General features: G+C 40.5%; 12 protein-coding genes and 1 tRNA gene. 3 read left to right on the plus strand and 10 right to left on the minus strand.

The genetic code is table 11. From position 1 onward, the window contains the following. Positions 1-8: 8 nt before the first annotated feature. Genes ALW18_07720 through ALW18_07745 form a run of 6 tightly spaced genes read right to left on the minus strand, consistent with a single transcriptional unit; the run spans position 9 to position 8,549 of the window. Positions 9-1,538: a quinol:cytochrome C oxidoreductase gene (locus ALW18_07720; protein ID AOE52408.1), complete on the minus strand. Its 1,530-nt coding sequence runs from the start codon at positions 1,536-1,538 to the stop codon at positions 9-11. 26 nt (positions 1,539-1,564) lie between these two features. Further along, positions 1,565-2,110: a cytochrome C gene (locus ALW18_07725; protein AOE54350.1), complete on the minus strand. Its 546-nt coding sequence runs from the start codon at positions 2,108-2,110 to the stop codon at positions 1,565-1,567. Positions 2,111-2,117: 7 nt separating this feature from the next. Continuing rightward, positions 2,118-2,642 (minus strand): hypothetical protein, encoded by a 525-nt coding sequence (locus ALW18_07730; protein AOE52409.1) that lies wholly within the window; start codon positions 2,640-2,642, stop codon positions 2,118-2,120. Positions 2,643-2,646: 4 nt separating this feature from the next. Further along, a complete protein-coding gene (locus ALW18_07735; GenBank protein AOE52410.1) occupies positions 2,647-4,071 on the minus strand; it encodes a hydrogenase in 1,425 nt (474 codons plus the stop codon). A 38-nt stretch (positions 4,072-4,109) separates the two neighbouring features. Then, entirely contained in the window at positions 4,110-7,181 is a 3,072-nt protein-coding gene (locus ALW18_07740; protein ID AOE52411.1) for a quinol:cytochrome C oxidoreductase, read from the minus strand. 33 nt (positions 7,182-7,214) lie between these two features. Next, positions 7,215-8,549: a cytochrome C gene (locus tag ALW18_07745; protein ID AOE52412.1), complete on the minus strand. Its 1,335-nt coding sequence runs from the start codon at positions 8,547-8,549 to the stop codon at positions 7,215-7,217. Between the two features lie 212 nt (positions 8,550-8,761). Between ALW18_07745 and ALW18_07750 the strand changes: the two genes are divergently transcribed. Next, positions 8,762-9,151 carry a sporulation protein gene (locus ALW18_07750; GenBank protein ID AOE52413.1) on the plus strand — a complete coding sequence of 130 codons (390 nt, stop codon included), beginning with the start codon at positions 8,762-8,764 and terminating at the stop codon, positions 9,149-9,151. A gap of 508 nt (positions 9,152-9,659) precedes the next feature. Here the strand turns inward: ALW18_07750 and ALW18_07755 are convergent. Genes ALW18_07755 through ALW18_07765 form a run of 3 tightly spaced genes read right to left on the minus strand, consistent with a single transcriptional unit; the run spans position 9,660 to position 14,368 of the window. Next, a complete protein-coding gene (locus ALW18_07755) occupies positions 9,660-12,584 on the minus strand; it encodes a translation initiation factor IF-2 (GenBank protein ID AOE52414.1) in 2,925 nt (974 codons plus the stop codon). Positions 12,585-12,642: 58 nt separating this feature from the next. Continuing rightward, a complete protein-coding gene (locus ALW18_07760) occupies positions 12,643-13,884 on the minus strand; it encodes a transcription elongation factor NusA (protein ID AOE52415.1) in 1,242 nt (413 codons plus the stop codon). Positions 13,885-13,903: 19 nt separating this feature from the next. Next, a complete protein-coding gene (locus tag ALW18_07765; GenBank protein ID AOE52416.1) occupies positions 13,904-14,368 on the minus strand; it encodes a hypothetical protein in 465 nt (154 codons plus the stop codon). A 172-nt stretch (positions 14,369-14,540) separates the two neighbouring features. Between ALW18_07765 and ALW18_07770 the strand changes: the two genes are divergently transcribed. Next, entirely contained in the window at positions 14,541-15,368 is an 828-nt protein-coding gene (locus ALW18_07770; GenBank protein AOE52417.1) for a universal stress protein UspA, read from the plus strand. A 284-nt stretch (positions 15,369-15,652) separates the two neighbouring features. Here ALW18_07770 and ALW18_07775 read toward each other — a convergent pair. Further along, positions 15,653-15,723 (minus strand) — tRNA-Gln (locus tag ALW18_07775). Between the two features lie 148 nt (positions 15,724-15,871). On the opposite strand from ALW18_07775, the gene ALW18_07780 reads away from it, so the two are divergent. Beyond that, a complete protein-coding gene (locus tag ALW18_07780) occupies positions 15,872-19,153 on the plus strand; it encodes a hypothetical protein (protein AOE52418.1) in 3,282 nt (1,093 codons plus the stop codon). Positions 19,154-19,263 lie beyond the last annotated feature (110 nt).

The raw sequence follows: 19,263 nt of genomic DNA on the forward strand, positions 1-19,263 counted from the left end.
TTTAAATATTAATAATGAAAATGCTTACTCTCTTCTACTAATGGGTTACGCTTAGCAAGTAACGGCGCTTTTGTAAGAGCTGTAAATATTACTAATATAAATAGTCCAAGGAAGAATAATATCGCACCTATTTCGCCTGCACCAATGAACCACTGGTCACCTACTGTAGCCGGCATGATCATGTTGAAGAAATCTACATAGTGACCCAATAGGATAACTATACCAGCCATAACAATAATCCATGATAAACGTTTGAAATCTGAGTTTATAAGGATTAATACAGGGAATACGAAGTTCATTACAACCATACCAAAGAACGGAAGGTTATAATTTTCTATACGCATTTTAAAGTAAACAATCTCTTCAGGGATATCAGCATACCAAATTAGCATGAACTGAGAGAACCAAAGGTATGTCCAGAATACACTGATACCAAACATGAATTTAGCTAAATCGTGTATGTGACTTGTATTAACATACTCAAGGTGTCCTAGAGATTTAAGGTAAAGAGTAACTAATGCGATAACAGTAATACCACTTACAAAGAAACTTGCAAATACATACCATCCGAATAGTGTACTGTACCAGTGTGGGTCAACAGACATGATCCAGTCCCAAGACATGATCGATTCTGTTATAATAAAGAATACAAGGAATCCGGCAGACGCCTTAAAATTTTTCTTGTAATATGTGTTATCTGTAGCTTCATCCTGAGCAAGAGAGTTCTTTCTTGCATACTGGCGGTAAAGAATCCACCCAGCCATAAAGATAGCAGCCCTGATAAGGAAGAAAGGTTTGTTTAAATAACCTACTTTACCTTGGATAAGATGATCTTCTGCAACAACCTTAGCATCCATCCAGATAAATATTTTATGAAGATCTAATGTTCCTGCTACAAGTAGAAGGAATACAATGATAGATCCCGGTATAAGGTAGCTTGAAATACCTTCCATAACCCTGAATAAGACAGGAGACCATCCGGCCTGAGCAGCATTTTGGATAGCATAGAAAGCAAGAGCTCCTAAAGAAATCAGCATAAAAAATAATGCAGCAACATAAACAGCAGACCATGGTTTGTTTTGTAACTGACCAAGAACGTGCTCTAAATGGTGTTGGTGCTCAGCGTGAGCATCATGTGCATCCTCTCCATGAGCAGCGTGTGCATCATGTGCAGGAACAGCAGCAGCATGACCATGATCGTCATGGTTAGCAACAGCAGCTTCTGCATAAGTTGTATCGTGTGCAACAGCAGCTGTAGTAGTATCTACAGTGTGTGCAGCGGTGTCATGAGCAGCTTCAGCGTGAGCCTCTTCTGCAGCAGGAGCGTGAGTTGTTTCAGTTGCAGCGTGAGCATCATGTGCAGCACCATCATGGTGTGCAGCATCAGCATGACCACCGTGGTGGCTGTCGGCCGCTAGTATCTTCTCTACGTCTTCAACGGTTTTTGGTGCAGTCAAAAAACTATAGCCTATCCCAAGGACACCTAATATCATCAGGACAAATGCAATTGTTTTTAATCTACTTGAAAATGTGTACATATATTTATGCTTTCAGTGTTCTACAATTATAATTCACTCCTTAGTTTCATCACGTGATGAGTAACCTGCCAACGCTCTTCCTGAGAAAGCTGATTAGCGTGAGATCCCATTGCGTTAAGACCATAAGTAATTACGTGGAATACACTTCCCTCAGTAATTTCCCTGTCTTTATAGTTAGGCACCCCAAGAAATTTCTCCCTTTTTACAAGGTTTCCTTTTCCATCACCTTTATCACCGTGGCAAATAGCACAGTAAATAGTGAATAACTGGCTACCTTCTGCATCATCAATCTGATCCGGAGCAAGAGGTGACTTAAGATTAGCTTTCGCTAAATCATAACCCGCAGTGCTGTTTTCATATTCGTATGGAGTGAATCCTCTAGGCACAGATCCTTTAGCAGGAAGCTGGCCTTCTTTACCATTAGCAAATGCAGAAGACTCAGAATACGTTTCGTATCCTACCGACTCATACATGTTTGGCATGTACTGGTAATTAGGCTCTGATTTATTAAAGCAGGCAGTAAGCGAGCTTGCCGCAACTGCTAATAATGCTATTTTATATAACGCTTTCATACTTCTGTTAATGCTTTTCAATTACTTTTACTTCCACAGCACCTGTGTTCTCAAAGAAAGAAACAAGCTGATTCTCATCGCCGTGAACAGAAACTTCCATAAGGAAATGGTCATCTGTTGTTCTTACGTCCGGGTTCTCTGCGCTTTTAAACGGCCATAATTTACTTCTCATATAAAAAGTAATAACCATTAAGTGAGCTGCAAAAAATACTGTCATCTCAAACATAACCGGAACGAAAGCCGGCATGTTCTGGATATAGCTAAAGCTCGGCTTACCACCAATATCCTGAGGCCAGTCATGGATCATGATAAAGTTCATCATTGCAGTTGCAACAGACAATCCCACTAAACCATAAAGAAAGGCACAGATAGCAAGTCTTGTCGGAGCAAGCCCCATTGCCTTATCTAGTCCGTGAACAGGGAATGGCGTATAAATTTCTTCAATGTGATGATGCGCAGCACGTGTTTGCCTTACTGCATCCATAAGGATATCATCGTCATTGTATAGTACATGTATAACTTTATTACTCATGATCTTAGTGATGATTATGTTCTGAATGTGAATGATTGTCGTGACCGCCTTGTTCTCTTAATTTCTTGTAAGTCTCACTTGAAGTTTTCATGATAGATTTAACCTCTGCCTGAGCGATTACAGGGAAGCTTCTTGAATAAAGAAGGAAAAGTACAAAGAAGAAACCAATGGTACCGATGAAGAAACCTGCATCTACAAAAGTAGGCTGGAACATTGTCCAAGAAGATGGAAGGTAATCCCTGTGAAGAGATGTAACGATAATTACGAAACGCTCAAACCACATACCGATATTTACCACGATTGAAATTACGAAAGATACATAGATGCTTGTTCTGATCTTTTTGAACCACATAACCTGCGGAGAGATTACGTTACAAGTCATCATCAGTGCATAAGCCCACCAGTAAGGACCTGTAGCCCTGTTAAGGAAAGCATACTGCTCATATTCAACACCCGAATACCAGGCAACGAATAACTCAGTGATATAAGCAATACCTACAATCGAACCTGTAATCATGATAATGATGTTCATCAATTCGATATGCTGTACGGTAATATAAGCTTCAAGGTTAGAAAGTTTTCTCATGATGATAAGAAGGGTGTTCACCATTGCAAATCCAGAGAAGATAGCTCCCGCAACGAAGTATGGCGGAAGGATTGTTGTATGCCATCCCGGGATAACCGAAGTAGCAAAGTCAAAAGATACGATGGTGTGTACAGAAAGTACAAGTGGCGTAGCAAGACCTGCAAGTACAAGAGACACCTCTTCAAAACGCTGCCAGTCTTTTGCTCTACCGCTCCATCCGAAACTTAATACAGAATATACTTTTTTAGTGAAAGGAGTTACCGCCCTGTCGCGAAGCATCGCAAAGTCAGGAAGTAAACCTGTCCACCAGAAAACCAATGATACTGATAGGTAAGTTGAGATCGCGAATACGTCCCAAAGTAGCGGAGAGTTAAAGTTTACCCAAAGCGAACCAAACTGGTTCGGGATTGGCATAACCCAGTACGCTAACCAAGGGCGACCCATGTGGAATACAGGGAACATTGCCGCCTGGATTACAGAGAAGATGGTCATCGCTTCTGCAGAACGGTTAATTGCCATTCTCCATTTTTGACGGAATAATAAAAGTACTGCAGAAATAAGTGTTCCTGCGTGACCGATACCTACCCACCAAACGAAGTTGGTGATATCCCAGGCCCAGCCGATTGTTTTATTTGAACCCCATGTACCGATACCAGTTCCAACTGTGTAACTAACACATGCTACTCCCCAAAGGAAAGCAGCAAGCGCAATTGAAAATGCGATCCACCATTGTTTGTTTGCTCTTCCCTCAACAGGAGCAGCAACATCAACGGTAACATCATGGTAATTTTTGTCACCTATAATTAAAGGTTTTCTAATGGGTGCTTCGTAATGAGACGACATAATCCTTTATAGTGTTTCTTATTAATATTAACTTCTTATTATGTATTTCTAACTTTAACGTGGTAGAATACATTTGGCTTAGTTCCTATGTGGTCAAGAAGGTGGTATGCCCTCTCATCCTCTTTAAGGGCCACAATTGGATCTTCTTTTTCATTTACGTCACCAAATACCATTGCACCGCTGCTGCATGCTGCAGAACAAGCACAAGCATCATTGAACTCACCTTTTGCAACTGTTCTTCCTTCGCGTTTCGCTTTAAGGATAACTGCCTGAGTAGACTGGATACAGAAAGAACATTTTTCCATAACACCTCTAGAACGAACGTTAACATCCGGATTAAGAACCATGCGACCAAGATCATCGTTCATGTGGTAATCAAACTCGCTGTTTTTGTTGTAAAGGAACCAGTTGAAACGACGTACTTTATAAGGACAGTTGTTTGCGCAGTAACGAGTACCGACACAACGGTTATAAGCCATGTGGTTTTGACCCTGACGACCGTGAGACGTTGCCGCTACCGGACAAACAGTTTCACACGGAGCGTGGTTACAGTGCTGACACATTACCGGCTGGAATACTACCTGAGGATTCTCAGATGGGTCTTCCATTTCATTGAAAGTAGATACAGAATCAAATAATCCTGAAGCACTTTCTTTCTTAGTAACGTCTCCTGCAAATGTATCCTGAGAAGAGTAATACCTGTCAATACGCAACCAGTGCATATCACGGCTTCTTCTTATTTCTGATTTCCCTACTACAGGAACGTTGTTTTCTGCGTGACATGCGATAACACAAGCACCACAACCTGTACAGGCATTAAGATCGATAGATAAGTTGAAGTGGTGTCCTGTAGTTCTGTCAAACGACTCCCAAAGGTCAATTGATGCAGCAGGCACTTCTTTATGGTCGTAAGATACAACCGGCATGATGTTCCATTCAGAAGCATCTTTCTCATTGAAATCTTTAAGGGTAGCTTCCTTAACGATATCTCCTCTACCCATTAATGTTTTTTGAAGCTGAACGCAGGCAAACTCATGCTCACCACTTGTTTTAGTCAGTTTCGCAGACTGGAACGAGTTAAGGTTATTATATAGTGTGTAAGCGTTAACACCTACAACCATTTCTTTTTTCATTGCTGCCTGACGGCCATACCCAAGGGCAAGACCAACAGAACCTTTTGCCTGACCCGGCTGAATGATAACCGGTACTTTTTCAAGTTTTTTACCGTTAACCTCGATAGTTACATAACTTCCGTTAAGACCACCGTTAGCAACATTCCAGTTTTCAAGGCCAAGAGCTTCAGCATCAGCTTTAGAAACAGTTACATAGTTATCCCAAGACACCCTTGTGATAGGATCTGGAAACTCTTGTAACCATGGGTTGTTAGCCTGCTGGCCATCACCCATACCTGTTTTAGTGTAAAGTACCAATTCTAATTTACCAGCTTCCGCCTTAGCAGCAGCTAGTTTAGAAGCAGCACCTGCATAATCAGCACCGGCAGCAGTTGCAACCGGAGTAGCTTCAGCCATATAAACACCATCATGAACTAACTGGTTCCATGCCTTACCACCTGCGTAAGAAGCAGAAGCAGCTTTAACGTAACCATAATAGTCCTGAGCACTTCCAGACCATGCAAGTAATGCATCCTGGAATTGTTTTGTTTTGAACAACGGACGGATAGTTGGCTGCGTAACCGCATAATATCCTTTAGCAACACTTACATCACCCCAAGACTCAAGATAGTGAGGAGCAGCAGCAGCTACAGTTGTTATAGAAGCAGTTTCATCTTCTTTAAGAGAGAAAGAAACTGATAATTTCACTTTTTTAAGACCTTCAGCAAAATCAGCGCTGTTTGCCAGTGTGTACACCGGATTCACACCACTCATGATAAGTGTATGAACGCTTCCTGCTTTCATATCTGCTACTAACTGAGCAACCGCTTTAGCATCACCCTTACGAGTAAGACGTGCACCACCAGGATTGAAAGCAGCCGATTGCAATGCATTGTTTATTGCAAGAACAAGCAATTGAGCATTAACATCATCAAGACCTGTAACAACTACACCTCTTGAACCAGCAGCTTTAACCTGAGCAGCAGCGTTAGCCACAGCATCAGCATATGATTTGTTTGCAATTGCAGGAACACTTACACCAGAACCTGTAATAGCATTGTATATAGCAACAAGAGCATATTTTTGCTCTGTAACAGTCAACGGAATACGTTTGTCTGCATTAGCACCTGAAAGCGACATATTAGCCTCAATCTGGATATGCTTAGACATTTTACCTTGTTTAGGGATACGACCGTTAGTATAACCTCCGTCAAATCCTCCACCCTGCCAATCGCCAAGGAAATCAGCACCTACGGAAAGGACAACATCAGCTTTACCAAAATCGTAATCAGCTAGAGCCCTTTCACCATACACAGCCTGGAACGCATCCAAAGCTTCAGATGAAGATACTGCATCATAAACCACATGTTTGAATCCAGGATATTTAGCACCAAATTCAGCAATTAGTTTATCAGTAGAAGGACTTGCTGTTGTACCTGTAAGCACGACAACCTGACCAGCACCTGCAGCAGCCTGAGAAAGACCTGCTTTTACTTTCGCTTCAACTTCTTCCCATGATGCAGGCTTACCCTCAATCACCGGCTGTTTTAAACGCATGCTGTCATAAAGCGACAACACAGAAGCATGAACACGAGCATTTGCAGCATACTTAGCACCTGCAAGCACATTGTTCTCTACTTTAATAGGACGGCCTTCGCGCGTCTTAATTAATATATTAGCGAAATCAAAACCATCATTCATGGTCGTTGCATAATAATCAGCAACACCCGGGATGATTTCTTCCGGCTGAACTACGTAAGGAATAGACTTGATAACCGGGCCCTCACAAGCAGCAAGCGATGCAGCCGCTGTACTGAACCCAACATATTTCAAAAAGTCACGACGGCTTGTTGATGAAGAGGCAAGAGCTTCCTTGTCGCCAAGAAATTCATCAGTAGGGATCTCCTCAACAAACTCATTGTTTCTTAGCGTCTCAACAATAGAACTATTTTCATTTAGCTCTTCAACACTTTGCCAGTATTTTTTGTTTGATGCCATGTTGTATATAGATATTAGCTTCTTAAAAATTTATTAATAGTGACATTTACCACACTCTGTACCACCCATGTTTGCAGCAGTAAGCTTAACTACGCCATATTTTTTGGCAAGTTCATCGTGGATTTTCTTGTAGTAGTCATTTCCTTCTACTTTAACATCTGTCTCACGGTGACAGTTAATACACCATCCCATTGTTAATGGAGAATGTTGCCTCATAACTTCCATAGTCTCTACAGGACCGTGACATGTCTGACATTCAACACCTGCAACAGACACGTGCTGAGAGTGGTTAAAGTAAACGAAATCCGGAAGATTATGAACTCTAACCCACTTAACTGGTTTTTGTTTTCCGGTATATTTTTGAGCCGTAGCATCCCATCCTACAGCATTATACAATTCTTTAATCTGACTAGAGTAGAATTCTTTTGAATGATCTACATATATAGAATCTTTATCACCCTGGAACTCAGAAATGTTTTTATGACAGTTCATACACACATTAAGAGATGGTATACCTGATGTTTTACTTACCCTTGCAGAAGAGTGACAGTACTTACAGTCGATACCGTTATCACCAGCGTGAATTTTGTGCGAGAAGTGAATTGGCTGAATTGGCTCATACCCCTGATCTACACCTACCTGCATCAGGTAACCGTAAAGGAAGTATGAAGACGCAAGCATTAGCAAAATAACAGTCACCAAAACAAGAAACTGGTTTTTAGCATATGCTTTCCACACAGAAATACCCGGCTCTTTAGCAACCTGAACCCCGTTAGCAGAAGATATTCTTGTAAGCGTTCTTTTCACAAGAACAAGCATTACAATAAGAACACCCAACACAACAACAAGAGCACCAAGTACTAAATTGTTAGACATTGAACCCCCTGAAGCATCAGCACCAGCACCCTGAGCACCCGCAGCTTTAGGCGGAGCAACAGCAGCCGGCTCAGATGTATACGCCATGATATTATCAATATCAGTTGTAGACAGCTGTGGGAACGGCGTCATTACAGCATTATTATTTTCAGCAAAAAGTTTTACTGCAACAGGATCACCTGCTTTAATCATTGCACTGCTGTTCTGAACCCACTTGTAAATCCATGCACGATCATGCTTATCTGCAACACCCCTTAAAGCCGGACCCGTAGATTTGGCATCAAGTTTGTGACATGCAGCACAAAGAGTATTAAACAACTCTTTACCCTTAGCAGGGTCACCAGCCCCATCAGCCGGTGCTGCCGCAGCATCAGCTGCAGGCGCAGGAGCCGCAGCATCCTGTGCATAAGATGTAATGGAAAATGACAGCGAGAACGCCAGACAGAACAATAAAATTCTTGAAAACGAAGTATGGTTACCCACTTTTTTCATATTAAAAATGATTATCGACTTAAATTGGTATAGTTTTTTCAAGACATGACATAATACACCATGCCTTTTTTAAAACTCCCACAAAAATACGACTTAAGAATTATTCTCAAACCTTAAATAAATCTTAATCTATAATTTATAAAGATTCTAAATAAATCAGGCTTTCGCCCGTAAAATAAATAGTTGTACTTTTGCGTTAAACACAGTTCATTATGAGAATTTTAAACCTACAGACTTACAAAATCGCCCTAATTTCACTTACCTTTTTCGCCACAAAAGCAATGGCACAGGAAGGTAATGTTTCTGTTTCACAGGACTCCCGCTTTGAGCAACTGCTAGCCGAAAAGCGTAAAATTAACTCATCTATTACCGTTAACGATAAATATAAGGTACAAATATTTTACGGAGACAACAGCAAAGCACGTAAAACACTAACTGATTTCAGAAGAGATTTTAAAGACCTTGATGGCACTATAATATTTGAAAGCCCAACATATAAGGTATGGGTTGGTAACTTTAAGTCGCGAATTGACGCTGAAAAACGGTTGATCGACATCAAAAAGAAATACCCGCACGCCTTACTAATTAAGCCAAACAAGTAGGTATGTACTCATAGAAAATCCCGCAAAATTGCGGGATTTTTTTATTTCACACTTTTGTAGCACTATTACATCGGAGGCAATTTTCAATTTTAATGAGTTTGTTCAGTTTTCACAAATGCTATTTTGGAACCAAAGTCTTCACTCTATTACTGTCAAAAAACAGTCATATCATGAGCTATTCGTCGTGGTAGAATACTTTACTTCATAAGAATCTTCAGACATATACTTAAACCGACACATCAACAAACATTTTACCGCATCACAGACAACAATACACAACTTCAAAAAGACTTATTATTCAATGCTTAATGCCAGAACCACAGACCCACTCAAACACCCCAAATATACCTAGTTCAAACATATATTTGAAGCTTTCAAAAAGCGTTACCGCGCCCTTTTCAATACTATTCACAACAATTTAAAAAACCAAATACTGATATCCTTATTTCGTTTTACTCCATAAAAAATCCCGCAATTGCGGGATTCTATATATAAACAAACTTATTTATTATTTAAGCTTCTTTTTAACTTCAACTTCCTGGTAAGCTTCAATGATATCAAGCTGCTGGATGTCGTTGTAGTTCTTAACCTGCATACCACAGTCATAACCTTTAGAAACTTCTTTCACGTCGTCTTTGAAACGTTTAAGAGCCGTAAGTTCTCCTGTGTATATTACAACACCTTCTCTAATTAACCTGATCCTTGAGTTCCTGAATATTTTACCATCAGTTACCATACAACCTGCAATGGTACCAACTTTAGATATTTTGAACGTTTCACGGATCTCTGCAGTACCGGTGATCTCTTCTTTAAGCTCAGGTGAAAGCATACCTTCCATCGCATCTTTAAGGTCATCGATAGCATCATAGATAATCGAGTAGTTTCTGATGTCGATCTCTTCTTTATCAGCAAGAGTTCTTGCACTTGCAGAAGGACGAACGTTAAATCCAATAATAATCGCATCAGATGCCGATGCAAGCAATACGTCAGACTCTGTAATCGCACCTACACCTTTATGTATGATATTGATTTGAATCTCTTCAGTAGAAAGTTTAGAGAATGAATCAGATAATGCTTCAACCGAACCATCCACGTCACCTTTAAGGATAATGTTAAGCTCTTTAAATTGTCCAAGCGCAATCCTACGTCCAATCTCAGCAAGCGTAATATGCCTTTGTGTACGAACAGACTGCTCACGCATTAACTGTGTGCGTTTTGCAGCAATTTGCTTCGCTTCTCTCTCATCTTCAAACACACTGAACTTATCACCTGCAGTCGGAGCACCGTCAAGACCTAATATAGATATAGGTGTAGATGGCCCTGCCTCTTTTACATTGTGACCACGCTCATCGTGCATCGCTTTAATTTTACCATGGTGCTTACCTGCAAGAACATAATCTCCCAGTTTAAGCGTACCACCCTGTACAAGCACTGTAGAAACGTAACCCCTTCCTTTATCAAGGAAAGCCTCTACCACAGTACCAACAGCTGCTTTATCAGAATTAGCTTTAAGATCTAAGATCTCTGCCTCAAGCAATACTTTTTCAAGAAGCTCTTTAACACCTAAACCTGTTTTAGCCGAAATATCGTGCGATTGTATTTTACCACCCCAGTCTTCAACAAGAAGATTCATACCGGCAAGCCTTTCCTTAATTTTCTCAGGATTAGCATTTGGTTTATCTACTTTATTGATAGCAAATATAATTGGTACACCTGCTGCCTGTGCGTGATTGATTGCCTCTTTTGTCTGAGGCATGATATCATCGTCTGCTGCGATTACAATAATCGCGATATCCGTAACCTGAGCACCACGTGCACGCATCGCGGTAAACGCCTCGTGACCCGGTGTATCAAGGAATGCAATTTTCTGGCCGTTATCAAGAGTTACCCCGTAAGCACCAATGTGCTGCGTGATACCACCCGACTCACCTGCAATTACATTTTCTTTACGAATGTAGTCAAGAAGGGATGTTTTACCGTGGTCAACGTGACCCATTACAGTCACAATCGGAGCCCTGAACGATAAATCTTCTTCTTTATCTGCAACTACCTCCATTGATTCCTCAATATCTGTAGTAATAAATTCTACTTCAAAACCAAACTCATCTGCAACAATAGTAAGAGTTTCAGCATCTAAACGCTGGTTCATGGTAACCATGATACCAAGTGACATACATACAGAGATCACTTTAGTAATAGGCACATCCATCATGGTTGCAATTTCACCTACAGTTACAAACTCGGTAACTTTGATAGTTTTGCTTCCTTCTTCAAGCATTCTTTGTTCATCATCAGATTTCTGACGGTGGCTATCACGCTTGTCTCTTCTATATTTAGCCGCTTTAGACTTGCTTCCTTTACCCTGAAGTTTTTCAAGGGTTTCACGGATTTGGTTTTTAACTTCTTCTTCGGTAGGCTCTACCTTAGATACGATAGCCGGACGTTTGTTAGGGCCAAATTTATTGCCGCCTTGTCCGCCACCTTGTGTATTAGGACGTATCTGGTGACCTCCGGGTGGCCTGGCTCCGCCTTGCCCCTGTTGTGCACCACCCTGGCCCTGAGGCTTAGGAGTAATCCTTTTACGTTTGTTTTTATCTGCGTTCTGCTGGTTGGTGTTACCCACAGCCCCGCCTGGTTTAGGAGCATCTTTTTTGAACTCCTCTTTTTTCTTCTTAGGCTTATTGAACTGCGAAAGGTCAATAGTCTGCCCTGTAAAAGTTGCACCGGTAAGCTTCTGGTACTGCGTTTTAATCCTCTCCTCTTCAGGAGCGGCGGCAGATGCTGCAGGAGCAGCGGCGTCAGCTTGCGGTTTGTTTTCTGCAGGAGCAGCCGGTTTTTCTTCGGCAGGCTTGTTAGGCTGTATAGCAGGTTCCTTTGCTTTTTGCTCAGGCACCACAGTTTCGGCTTTAGGAGCTTCCACTTTTGGTGTTTCTGCTTTTGGCGCTTCAGCTTTAGGAGCCTCTTCCTGTTTTGGAGTCTCCGCTTTTGGCGCTTCCTGCACCTTAGGCTCCTCTACAGGTGCTTTAAGCTCCTCTTTTGGAGGAGTGACTGAAGAAGGCTCTGCTTTTTTAGCATTAAGGTCTATTTTACCGACAGCAACCGGGCCGGATAGTGTAGCTTTCGCTTTGATCACTTCCTGTCTTTGTCTTTCTTCGTCCTGCTTCCTTTTATCCTCAATCTCTTTTTCTCTTTCTATACGAAGCGCTTCTTTCTCTTTACGCTTTTCTTCGCTAACCTCAAGAGAAGCTGCTTTCTTACCTTTATCGGCAGAAAACTGGTTGAAAAGGGCATTAGATTCCTCTGTGGATATCTTAGCATTTGGGCTTGACTCTATAGTAAAGCCTTTGTCCTTAAGATACTCCACGGCCCTGTCCAGCGAAATATTTAATTCCCTTAGTACTTTGTTAATTCTTATTGCTCTTTCTTCAGACATACAATCTTTTTAATTTTACTTCTGTGTTGTGTTGGTGTGCTGTAATGTAAACCTGTTTTTAATCTTCAAACTCTTCTTTTAGTATTCTCACCACCTCAAGTATCGTTTCTTCTTCAAGATCGGTTCTCCTTACAAGATCCTGCACATCCTGGTTCAATACGCTTCTTGCGGTATCAAGTCCTATTTTAGCAAACTCCTCTATTACCCATCCTTCGATTTCGTCAGAGAACTCTGTTAATTCAACGTCTTCGTCTTCAGCAGCTGTTCCTTCACGGATAACATCAAGCTCATAACCTGTTAAAAGGCCTGCAAGTTTAATATTATGACCGCCACGGCCAATTGCTTTAGAAACTTCCTCCAATTTAAGGAAAACTTCAGCTCTGTTATTTGTCTCGTCTAGTTTAATAGAAGAAACTTTAGCAGGGCTAAGTGCCCTTGAAATGTAAAGCTGTGTATTTGTAGTATAATTGATAACATCAATATTCTCATTACCAAGCTCACGAACGATACCATGGATACGAGATCCTTTCATACCAACACATGCTCCAACAGGATCTATCCTGTCATCATATGAATCTACAGCTACTTTTGCTTTTTCTCCCGGAATCCTTACAACTTTCTTAACCATAATAAGGCCGTCAAAAACTTCAGGTATTTCCTGCTCAAATAATTTCTCAAGGAACAATTCTGATGTTCTTGACATTATGATCTGAGGCTTATTCCCTTTAAGCTCTACGCTTTCAATAATTCCACGAACGTTATCTCCCTTCCTGAAAAAGTCAGACGGAATCTGTTTTTCTTTCGGAAGAACTATCTCATTTCCTTCATCATCCACCAAAATTACAGCTTTTGGTCTAACATGGTGCACTTCTGCGGTATAAATATCACCAATTATATCTTTAAACTGCTTATAAAGGTTTGTATTATCATGTTCATGTATCTTAGAAATAAGATTTTGACGAAGTGCAAGTATCGCTCTTCTACCAAGCTGTATTAGCTTAACCTCTTCCGACACATCTTCACCCACTTCAAAATCGGGCTCTATTTTTCTTGCTTCAGAAAGCGATATCTCCTGGTTTGGATCTTCCACCTCACCATCAGCAACTACCACACGGTTTCTCCAAATTTCCATATCCCCTTTGTCAGGGTTGATAATGATATCGAAATTATCATCTGAACCATATTTCTTTTTCAGTGCATTCCTGAATACATCTTCCAGGATAGCCATAAGCGTAACTCTATCTATAAGCTTATCATCCTTAAATTCTGAAAACGAATCGATTAATGCTAGATTTTCCATGCCAACTTTCTTATTTTTTTTAAAATTTTATTACAACAACTGCTTCTTTAACATCTCCATAAGGTATTTCTGCCTTTTTGGATACTGTTTCTTTTCCTTTACCTATTTGTTTAGGTTCGCGGGCGGTCCACTCCAGTGTGAAAAATTCTTCATTCGCACCTGTAACAACTGCCTCAATTTGTTCTGTAGCGGTTTTAACGCTCAGGGTCCTGCCAATATTTTTTCTAAACTGCCTTGGCAATTTAAGCGGGCTTGTAGCTCCGGATGAAGCCACTTCCAGTGAAAAATCTTCTTCTTCCCTGTCAAGATTATGCTCAATCGCCCTGCTGATATCTATACAGTCCTGAAGGTTAACTCCATTATCGCCGTCAAGCGTTACCATGATCTTGTTTGCACCGGTTATAGAAAGCTCTATAAGAAACAGCTCTGGGTGTTCCTCAAGGCCTTTATTAAGCAGGTCTGCAACTTTTTCCTTAAATGTCATATTGTATAAAAAGAGGGGACTCCCGTCCCCTCATTATTTAGTATTTGATAAATAACGATGCAAATATAGTAATTTTTTTTATATCTTGAAAATCATTGGATAATGGAAAATTAATTCCTACCTTTATCTTGTTAAATTCTAACCAAATTTTTGTTAACCATACACCGAAACTATGAAGAAAATTTTAGTTCCCACCGATTTCTCTGACCATGCAGAATACGCTTTAAAAGTTGCAGCACAAATTGCACGCAAAAATAATGGCGAGATATTCCTATTCCACATGCTGGAATTGCCTAGTCAGGAAAGCGACGCTATTAACGAGGGGAGCGATATTCCGGAAATTATGTTTTTTATGCAGAAAGCGCGCGAGCGTTTTGCAGACCTAGTAGCGTCTCCATATCTTGAAGGTATTAAAATAACAGAAGCGATTCAGTTTGAAAAAGCTTTCGACGGAATTATAAACAACAGCAAAAAACACGAAATAGACCTTATCGTAATGGGCTCTCACGGAGCAAGCGGTTTCCATGAAATGTTTATTGGTTCTAATACAGAAAAAGTTGTTAGAACATCAGACGTTCCTGTCCTTGTAATTAAAAAAGAACAAGCAGCCTTTAACCCTGCAAAATTTGTATTTGCATCTGATTTCTCAGACGAAATAAAAAAACCTTTTGCTAAAGTGGTTGAATTTGCTAACAGCTTCAACACACAGCTTCACCTGGTATACATCAATACACCAAACAACTTTAAATCTACTCACGCAGCAGAAAAAATAATTCACGATTTCGTATCTCAGTTCACCCTTGTAAACGGACACACTTCTCACGTATACAATGATGTAAACATCGAAAAAGGAGTTCTACATTTTGCCAACAGTGTAAACGCAGACCTTGTCGGGATGTGCACACACGGCAGACAAGGGCTTGCACACTTCTTTAACGGAAGCGTTAGCGAAGACCTGGTTAACCATGCCGTTAGACCTGTTGTAACCTTCAGAATCTAATTTTAGACAACAATATATAAAACATGAAGCGGTTCCTTTTGAGAGCCGCTTTTTTTTATTTCTAAAAAGTTTACAAAAGCGTTTATTTCGACAACACCCTAACCACTTTTGGCATCCTTAATAATTTTCACTTGTTAAATCAAAAAACAGTAAAAAAAGACAAACAACCACATATACAAACTAAAAAAACCTTCAGATCAATACCAAAATATTGAACTGAAGGCTTCATCAAAAACATACAATTATAAAAAAGGAAAGCCTCTCATTTCTGAGAGGCTTTTCTGTTGGTCCACAAGGACTCGAACCTTGAACGACTGCACCAAAAACAGTAGTGTTACCATTACACCATAGACCAATTGTGCTTTATTGCGGTGCAAATATACCACATAATTTATTTTTTGCAAATTTTTAAAGTAAAAAATATTAAAAAATATTTTCCCGCGTTCTTTAAGCCTCAAACCCTTTATATTTGTACGAAACATAAAACATTCCACATCAATCAAATGACCCAATTTAACTTCAAAAAATGGAACTCAATTACCGGATGGATTATTTTTACCATTGCCTTTATTATTTACTCCTTAACCGTAGAACACACCCTTAGTTTTTGGGATTGCGGGGAATATATCTCTACTTCTGCCAAGCTGGAAGTAGGCCATCCGCCAGGCGCACCCCTCTTTCAAATGGCCGGAGCCTTCTTTTCTATGTTTGCTTTTGGTAAAGAAAATATAGCCCTTATGGTAAATATGCTGTCGGTAGCATCCAGTGCCTTTACAATACTGCTTATGTTTTGGTCGATAACCATTATGCTAAAAAACCTTGTAACAGGTTTTAGCAAGTGGAATAAAAACAATGCCATAATGGTTTTGGGCAGTGCTTTTATAGCCAGTTTTGCTTTTGCAGTAAGCGACAGCTTTTGGTTTAACGCCACCGAAGCCGAAGTATACGCTATGGCATCGTTATTTATAGCTCTGCTTATGTGGGCAGGGTTGCGATGGGGTGAAGAAATGCATTCCCCAAGGGGCAACCGGTGGCTGTTGCTTATATCGCTTATAATAGGGCTATCTTTTGGGGTGCATTTTATGGCACTGCTTACCATTCCGTCAATCGGACTTATTTATTACTTTAAGAATTACAAGACTATTACGGTTAAGAACTTTATCATAGCCAACCTGGTTATGATAGCGATACTTTTTTTCGTCTTTAAATTTATGCTTCCGTACACTCTGGCGCTTGTCGCAAAAACAGAGATCTTTATGGTAAACTCGGTTGGGCTGCCCTTCAATTCAGGAACCATTCTTATGTTCGTAGTATTAGTTGCCTTCTTTTACTTTGGGCTTGCCTACACCAGAAAAAAAGGGTTGGCAACCTATAACACAATCCTGTTATGTCTTCTTTTTATACTAATAGGTTTTTCTACATGGATAATGCTTCCGATAAGAGCTAATGCCAATACGGTAATTAATGAAAACGACCCTTCGGATGCTGCCGAAGTACTTGCCTACTACAACCGCGAGCAGTATGGCGAACAAAAAACATTCTACGGCCCGCTATATACCGAGAAATATGCCGGACTTGACAAGGATAATCCGTTCTCTGACTCAAAACCCAATTATGAACGCGATTACAAAACAGGCAAGTACGTTATTGTAAACAACTACAAGAACGCCAAACAAAACCCGGACAGCAATCATAGTGCTTTCCTGCCCCGCATGTCTACGCCCGAGAGCGCAGCCAATTATATGTTCTTTAATCATCCGCCCGCATTCAGGCTTGACCCAGCCTATGATTACGGACGCGAACTCCTGAAGTACGGAATAGATATAAATACGATAAGCGAAGAAGATGCTGCACAGGCGATAAACCAGGTTAAAGGTCAGCTTGAAGGTATTGTCGGCGAATTCAGGACTGCATACAACAAAGGTGAGCTGGGCGAGGAGGAATATGATAAATTCCTGAAATCCTACAAGCAATATCTTATTGTAGAAAAACCAACTTTTAGCGAGAACATGGTATTTATGGTCGACTATCAGTTTGGTTTTATGTTCTGGCGTTACCTGATGTGGAATTTCACCGGTCGCCAAAACGATATACAAGGCGAATATGACACGCAAAACGGCAACTGGATTAGCGGCATCTCTTTTATTGATGAAGCCAGACTGGGTCCGCAAAGCAACCTGACATCAGACATGAAGAATAACAAAGGACGTAATGTTTATTATTTTCTACCGTTTATACTTGCTGTGACAGGCTTTGTTTTCCACGCAAAGAAAGATCTTAAAAGCTTTTATATTCTTTTAGTGCTTTTCCTCTTTACAGGTATAGCACTGAAAATCTTCCTTAACGAAAAACCTTTTGAAGTCAGGGAACGGGATTATGCTCTGGTTGGCGCTTTTTATGCCTTTGCTATTTGGATTGCCTTTGGCGTATATGCTATTTACGATGGCGTAAAAAAATACATCCAGCCTAAAACAGCAGTCCCGGTTGTATTAGCCGTTATCCTGCTGGCATGCCCGATTCTTATGGCAAAAGAAAACTGGAATGATCATGACCGTTCCGGAAGATATACTGCTATAGCACTTGCAAAGTCATACCTTGATTCCTGCGAGCCTAATGCGATACTATTTACCGTAGGCGACAACGACACCTTCCCATTATGGTATGCACAGGAAATTGAAGGCTACAGAACGGATGTGAGGATTGTATGCTCTACCCTGCTGCCTACCGACTGGTATATCGACCAGATGAAACGCCAGGCCTATGAGTCGGCTCCTGCACCAATATCATTTACGCACGACCAATATGTAGACGGTACCAGAGATTTTATCCTTTATGATCCTACCACAGAAGCCCGTATTGACATTGATACTTTCATGGACTTTATTAAACTGGAAGATGAAAGAGCCAAAATTGAGCTGAACAGCGGACAAAAAACTAACTTCTATCCGTCAAATAAGGTTCGCATTAAAGTAAATAAAGAAGATGTAATTAGGAATAAGGTTGTATCGCCAAAGTATTACGATTCTATCGTACCGTTTATAGATGTAGACCTTCCCAAAGAGGCATTATACAAACATAACATCATAATGCTGGACATCATCCGCAATAACAACTGGAAACGCCCGATTTATTTTTCAGGAGGAAGTCCCGATCCCGAAGACTTTGCCTGGATGAAAGACTATCTTCAGCTGGACGGACTCGTGTATAAACTCGTACCAATTAAAACAACCATTACAGACGAAGACAGTGCGATTGATGTTGGCTATATAGACACTGAGAAAATGTACAACATTGTTACCAAATGGAATTTTGGTAACAGCGGCAGCCCCGATATTTACCACGATCAGCAAACGATACGTTACAGCAGGATTTTCAGAAGGAATATGGCTTTATTGGAAGACCAGCTGCTTAAAGAGGGTAAAAAAGATAAGGCCCTGAAAGTAGCAGATATTGTGATGACCAATTATCCGCCTGAGTATTATGGGTTCTATTTTATCTACGAACCTTTTGTTAACGGCTATTACCAGACCGGCAATACCGAAAAGGCAAGAAAACTACTTACAACCCTTATAAACAAATACAAAGAAAAGCTGGAGTATTACAAATCGCAGCCGGTACAAACCCAAAACAGCCAGTACCAAAGTATAATACGCGAAATTGAGCAGTACCGCGGTTTGTTACACGCTGCCAAAAATAATAACGACACCGAACTGTACAATACACTAAAGCCCGGTTTTAATAAATTAAACAAAGCTTTCAGGCAGTTTGAAAGAGAAGCAGAATAACACTTCTTCCTATCTTAAAAAAGCAGCAATACCCTTAAAGTATTGCCGCTTTTTTGCTTTAAGGCTGTATTAAAAAAAGATTTTAGGCTTTAGCTTAACGAAAAAAATAG

This window comes from Flavobacterium psychrophilum, assembly GCA_001708385.1.
Classification (GTDB): domain Bacteria; phylum Bacteroidota; class Bacteroidia; order Flavobacteriales; family Flavobacteriaceae; genus Flavobacterium; species Flavobacterium psychrophilum_A.

Bases quoted from the DNA above. Each gene is read 5' to 3' on its own strand.
- ALW18_07745 (AOE52412.1), bottom strand. From the start codon at position 8,549: ATGAAAAAAGTGGGTAACCATACTTCGTTTTCAAGAATTTTATTGTTC.
- ALW18_07755 (AOE52414.1), bottom strand. From the start codon at position 12,584: ATGTCTGAAGAAAGAGCAATAAGAATTAACAAAGTACTAAGGGAATTA.
- ALW18_07725 (AOE54350.1), bottom strand. From the start codon at position 2,110: ATGAAAGCGTTATATAAAATAGCATTATTAGCAGTTGCGGCAAGCTCG.
- ALW18_07750 (AOE52413.1), top strand. From the start codon at position 8,762: ATGAGAATTTTAAACCTACAGACTTACAAAATCGCCCTAATTTCACTT.
- ALW18_07760 (AOE52415.1), bottom strand. From the start codon at position 13,884: ATGGAAAATCTAGCATTAATCGATTCGTTTTCAGAATTTAAGGATGAT.
- ALW18_07735 (AOE52410.1), bottom strand. From the start codon at position 4,071: ATGTCGTCTCATTACGAAGCACCCATTAGAAAACCTTTAATTATAGGT.
- ALW18_07730 (AOE52409.1), bottom strand. From the start codon at position 2,642: ATGAGTAATAAAGTTATACATGTACTATACAATGACGATGATATCCTT.
- ALW18_07770 (AOE52417.1), top strand. From the start codon at position 14,541: ATGAAGAAAATTTTAGTTCCCACCGATTTCTCTGACCATGCAGAATAC.
- ALW18_07740 (AOE52411.1), bottom strand. From the start codon at position 7,181: ATGGCATCAAACAAAAAATACTGGCAAAGTGTTGAAGAGCTAAATGAA.
- ALW18_07720 (AOE52408.1), bottom strand. From the start codon at position 1,538: ATGTACACATTTTCAAGTAGATTAAAAACAATTGCATTTGTCCTGATG.
- ALW18_07780 (AOE52418.1), top strand. From the start codon at position 15,872: ATGACCCAATTTAACTTCAAAAAATGGAACTCAATTACCGGATGGATT.
- ALW18_07765 (AOE52416.1), bottom strand. From the start codon at position 14,368: ATGACATTTAAGGAAAAAGTTGCAGACCTGCTTAATAAAGGCCTTGAG.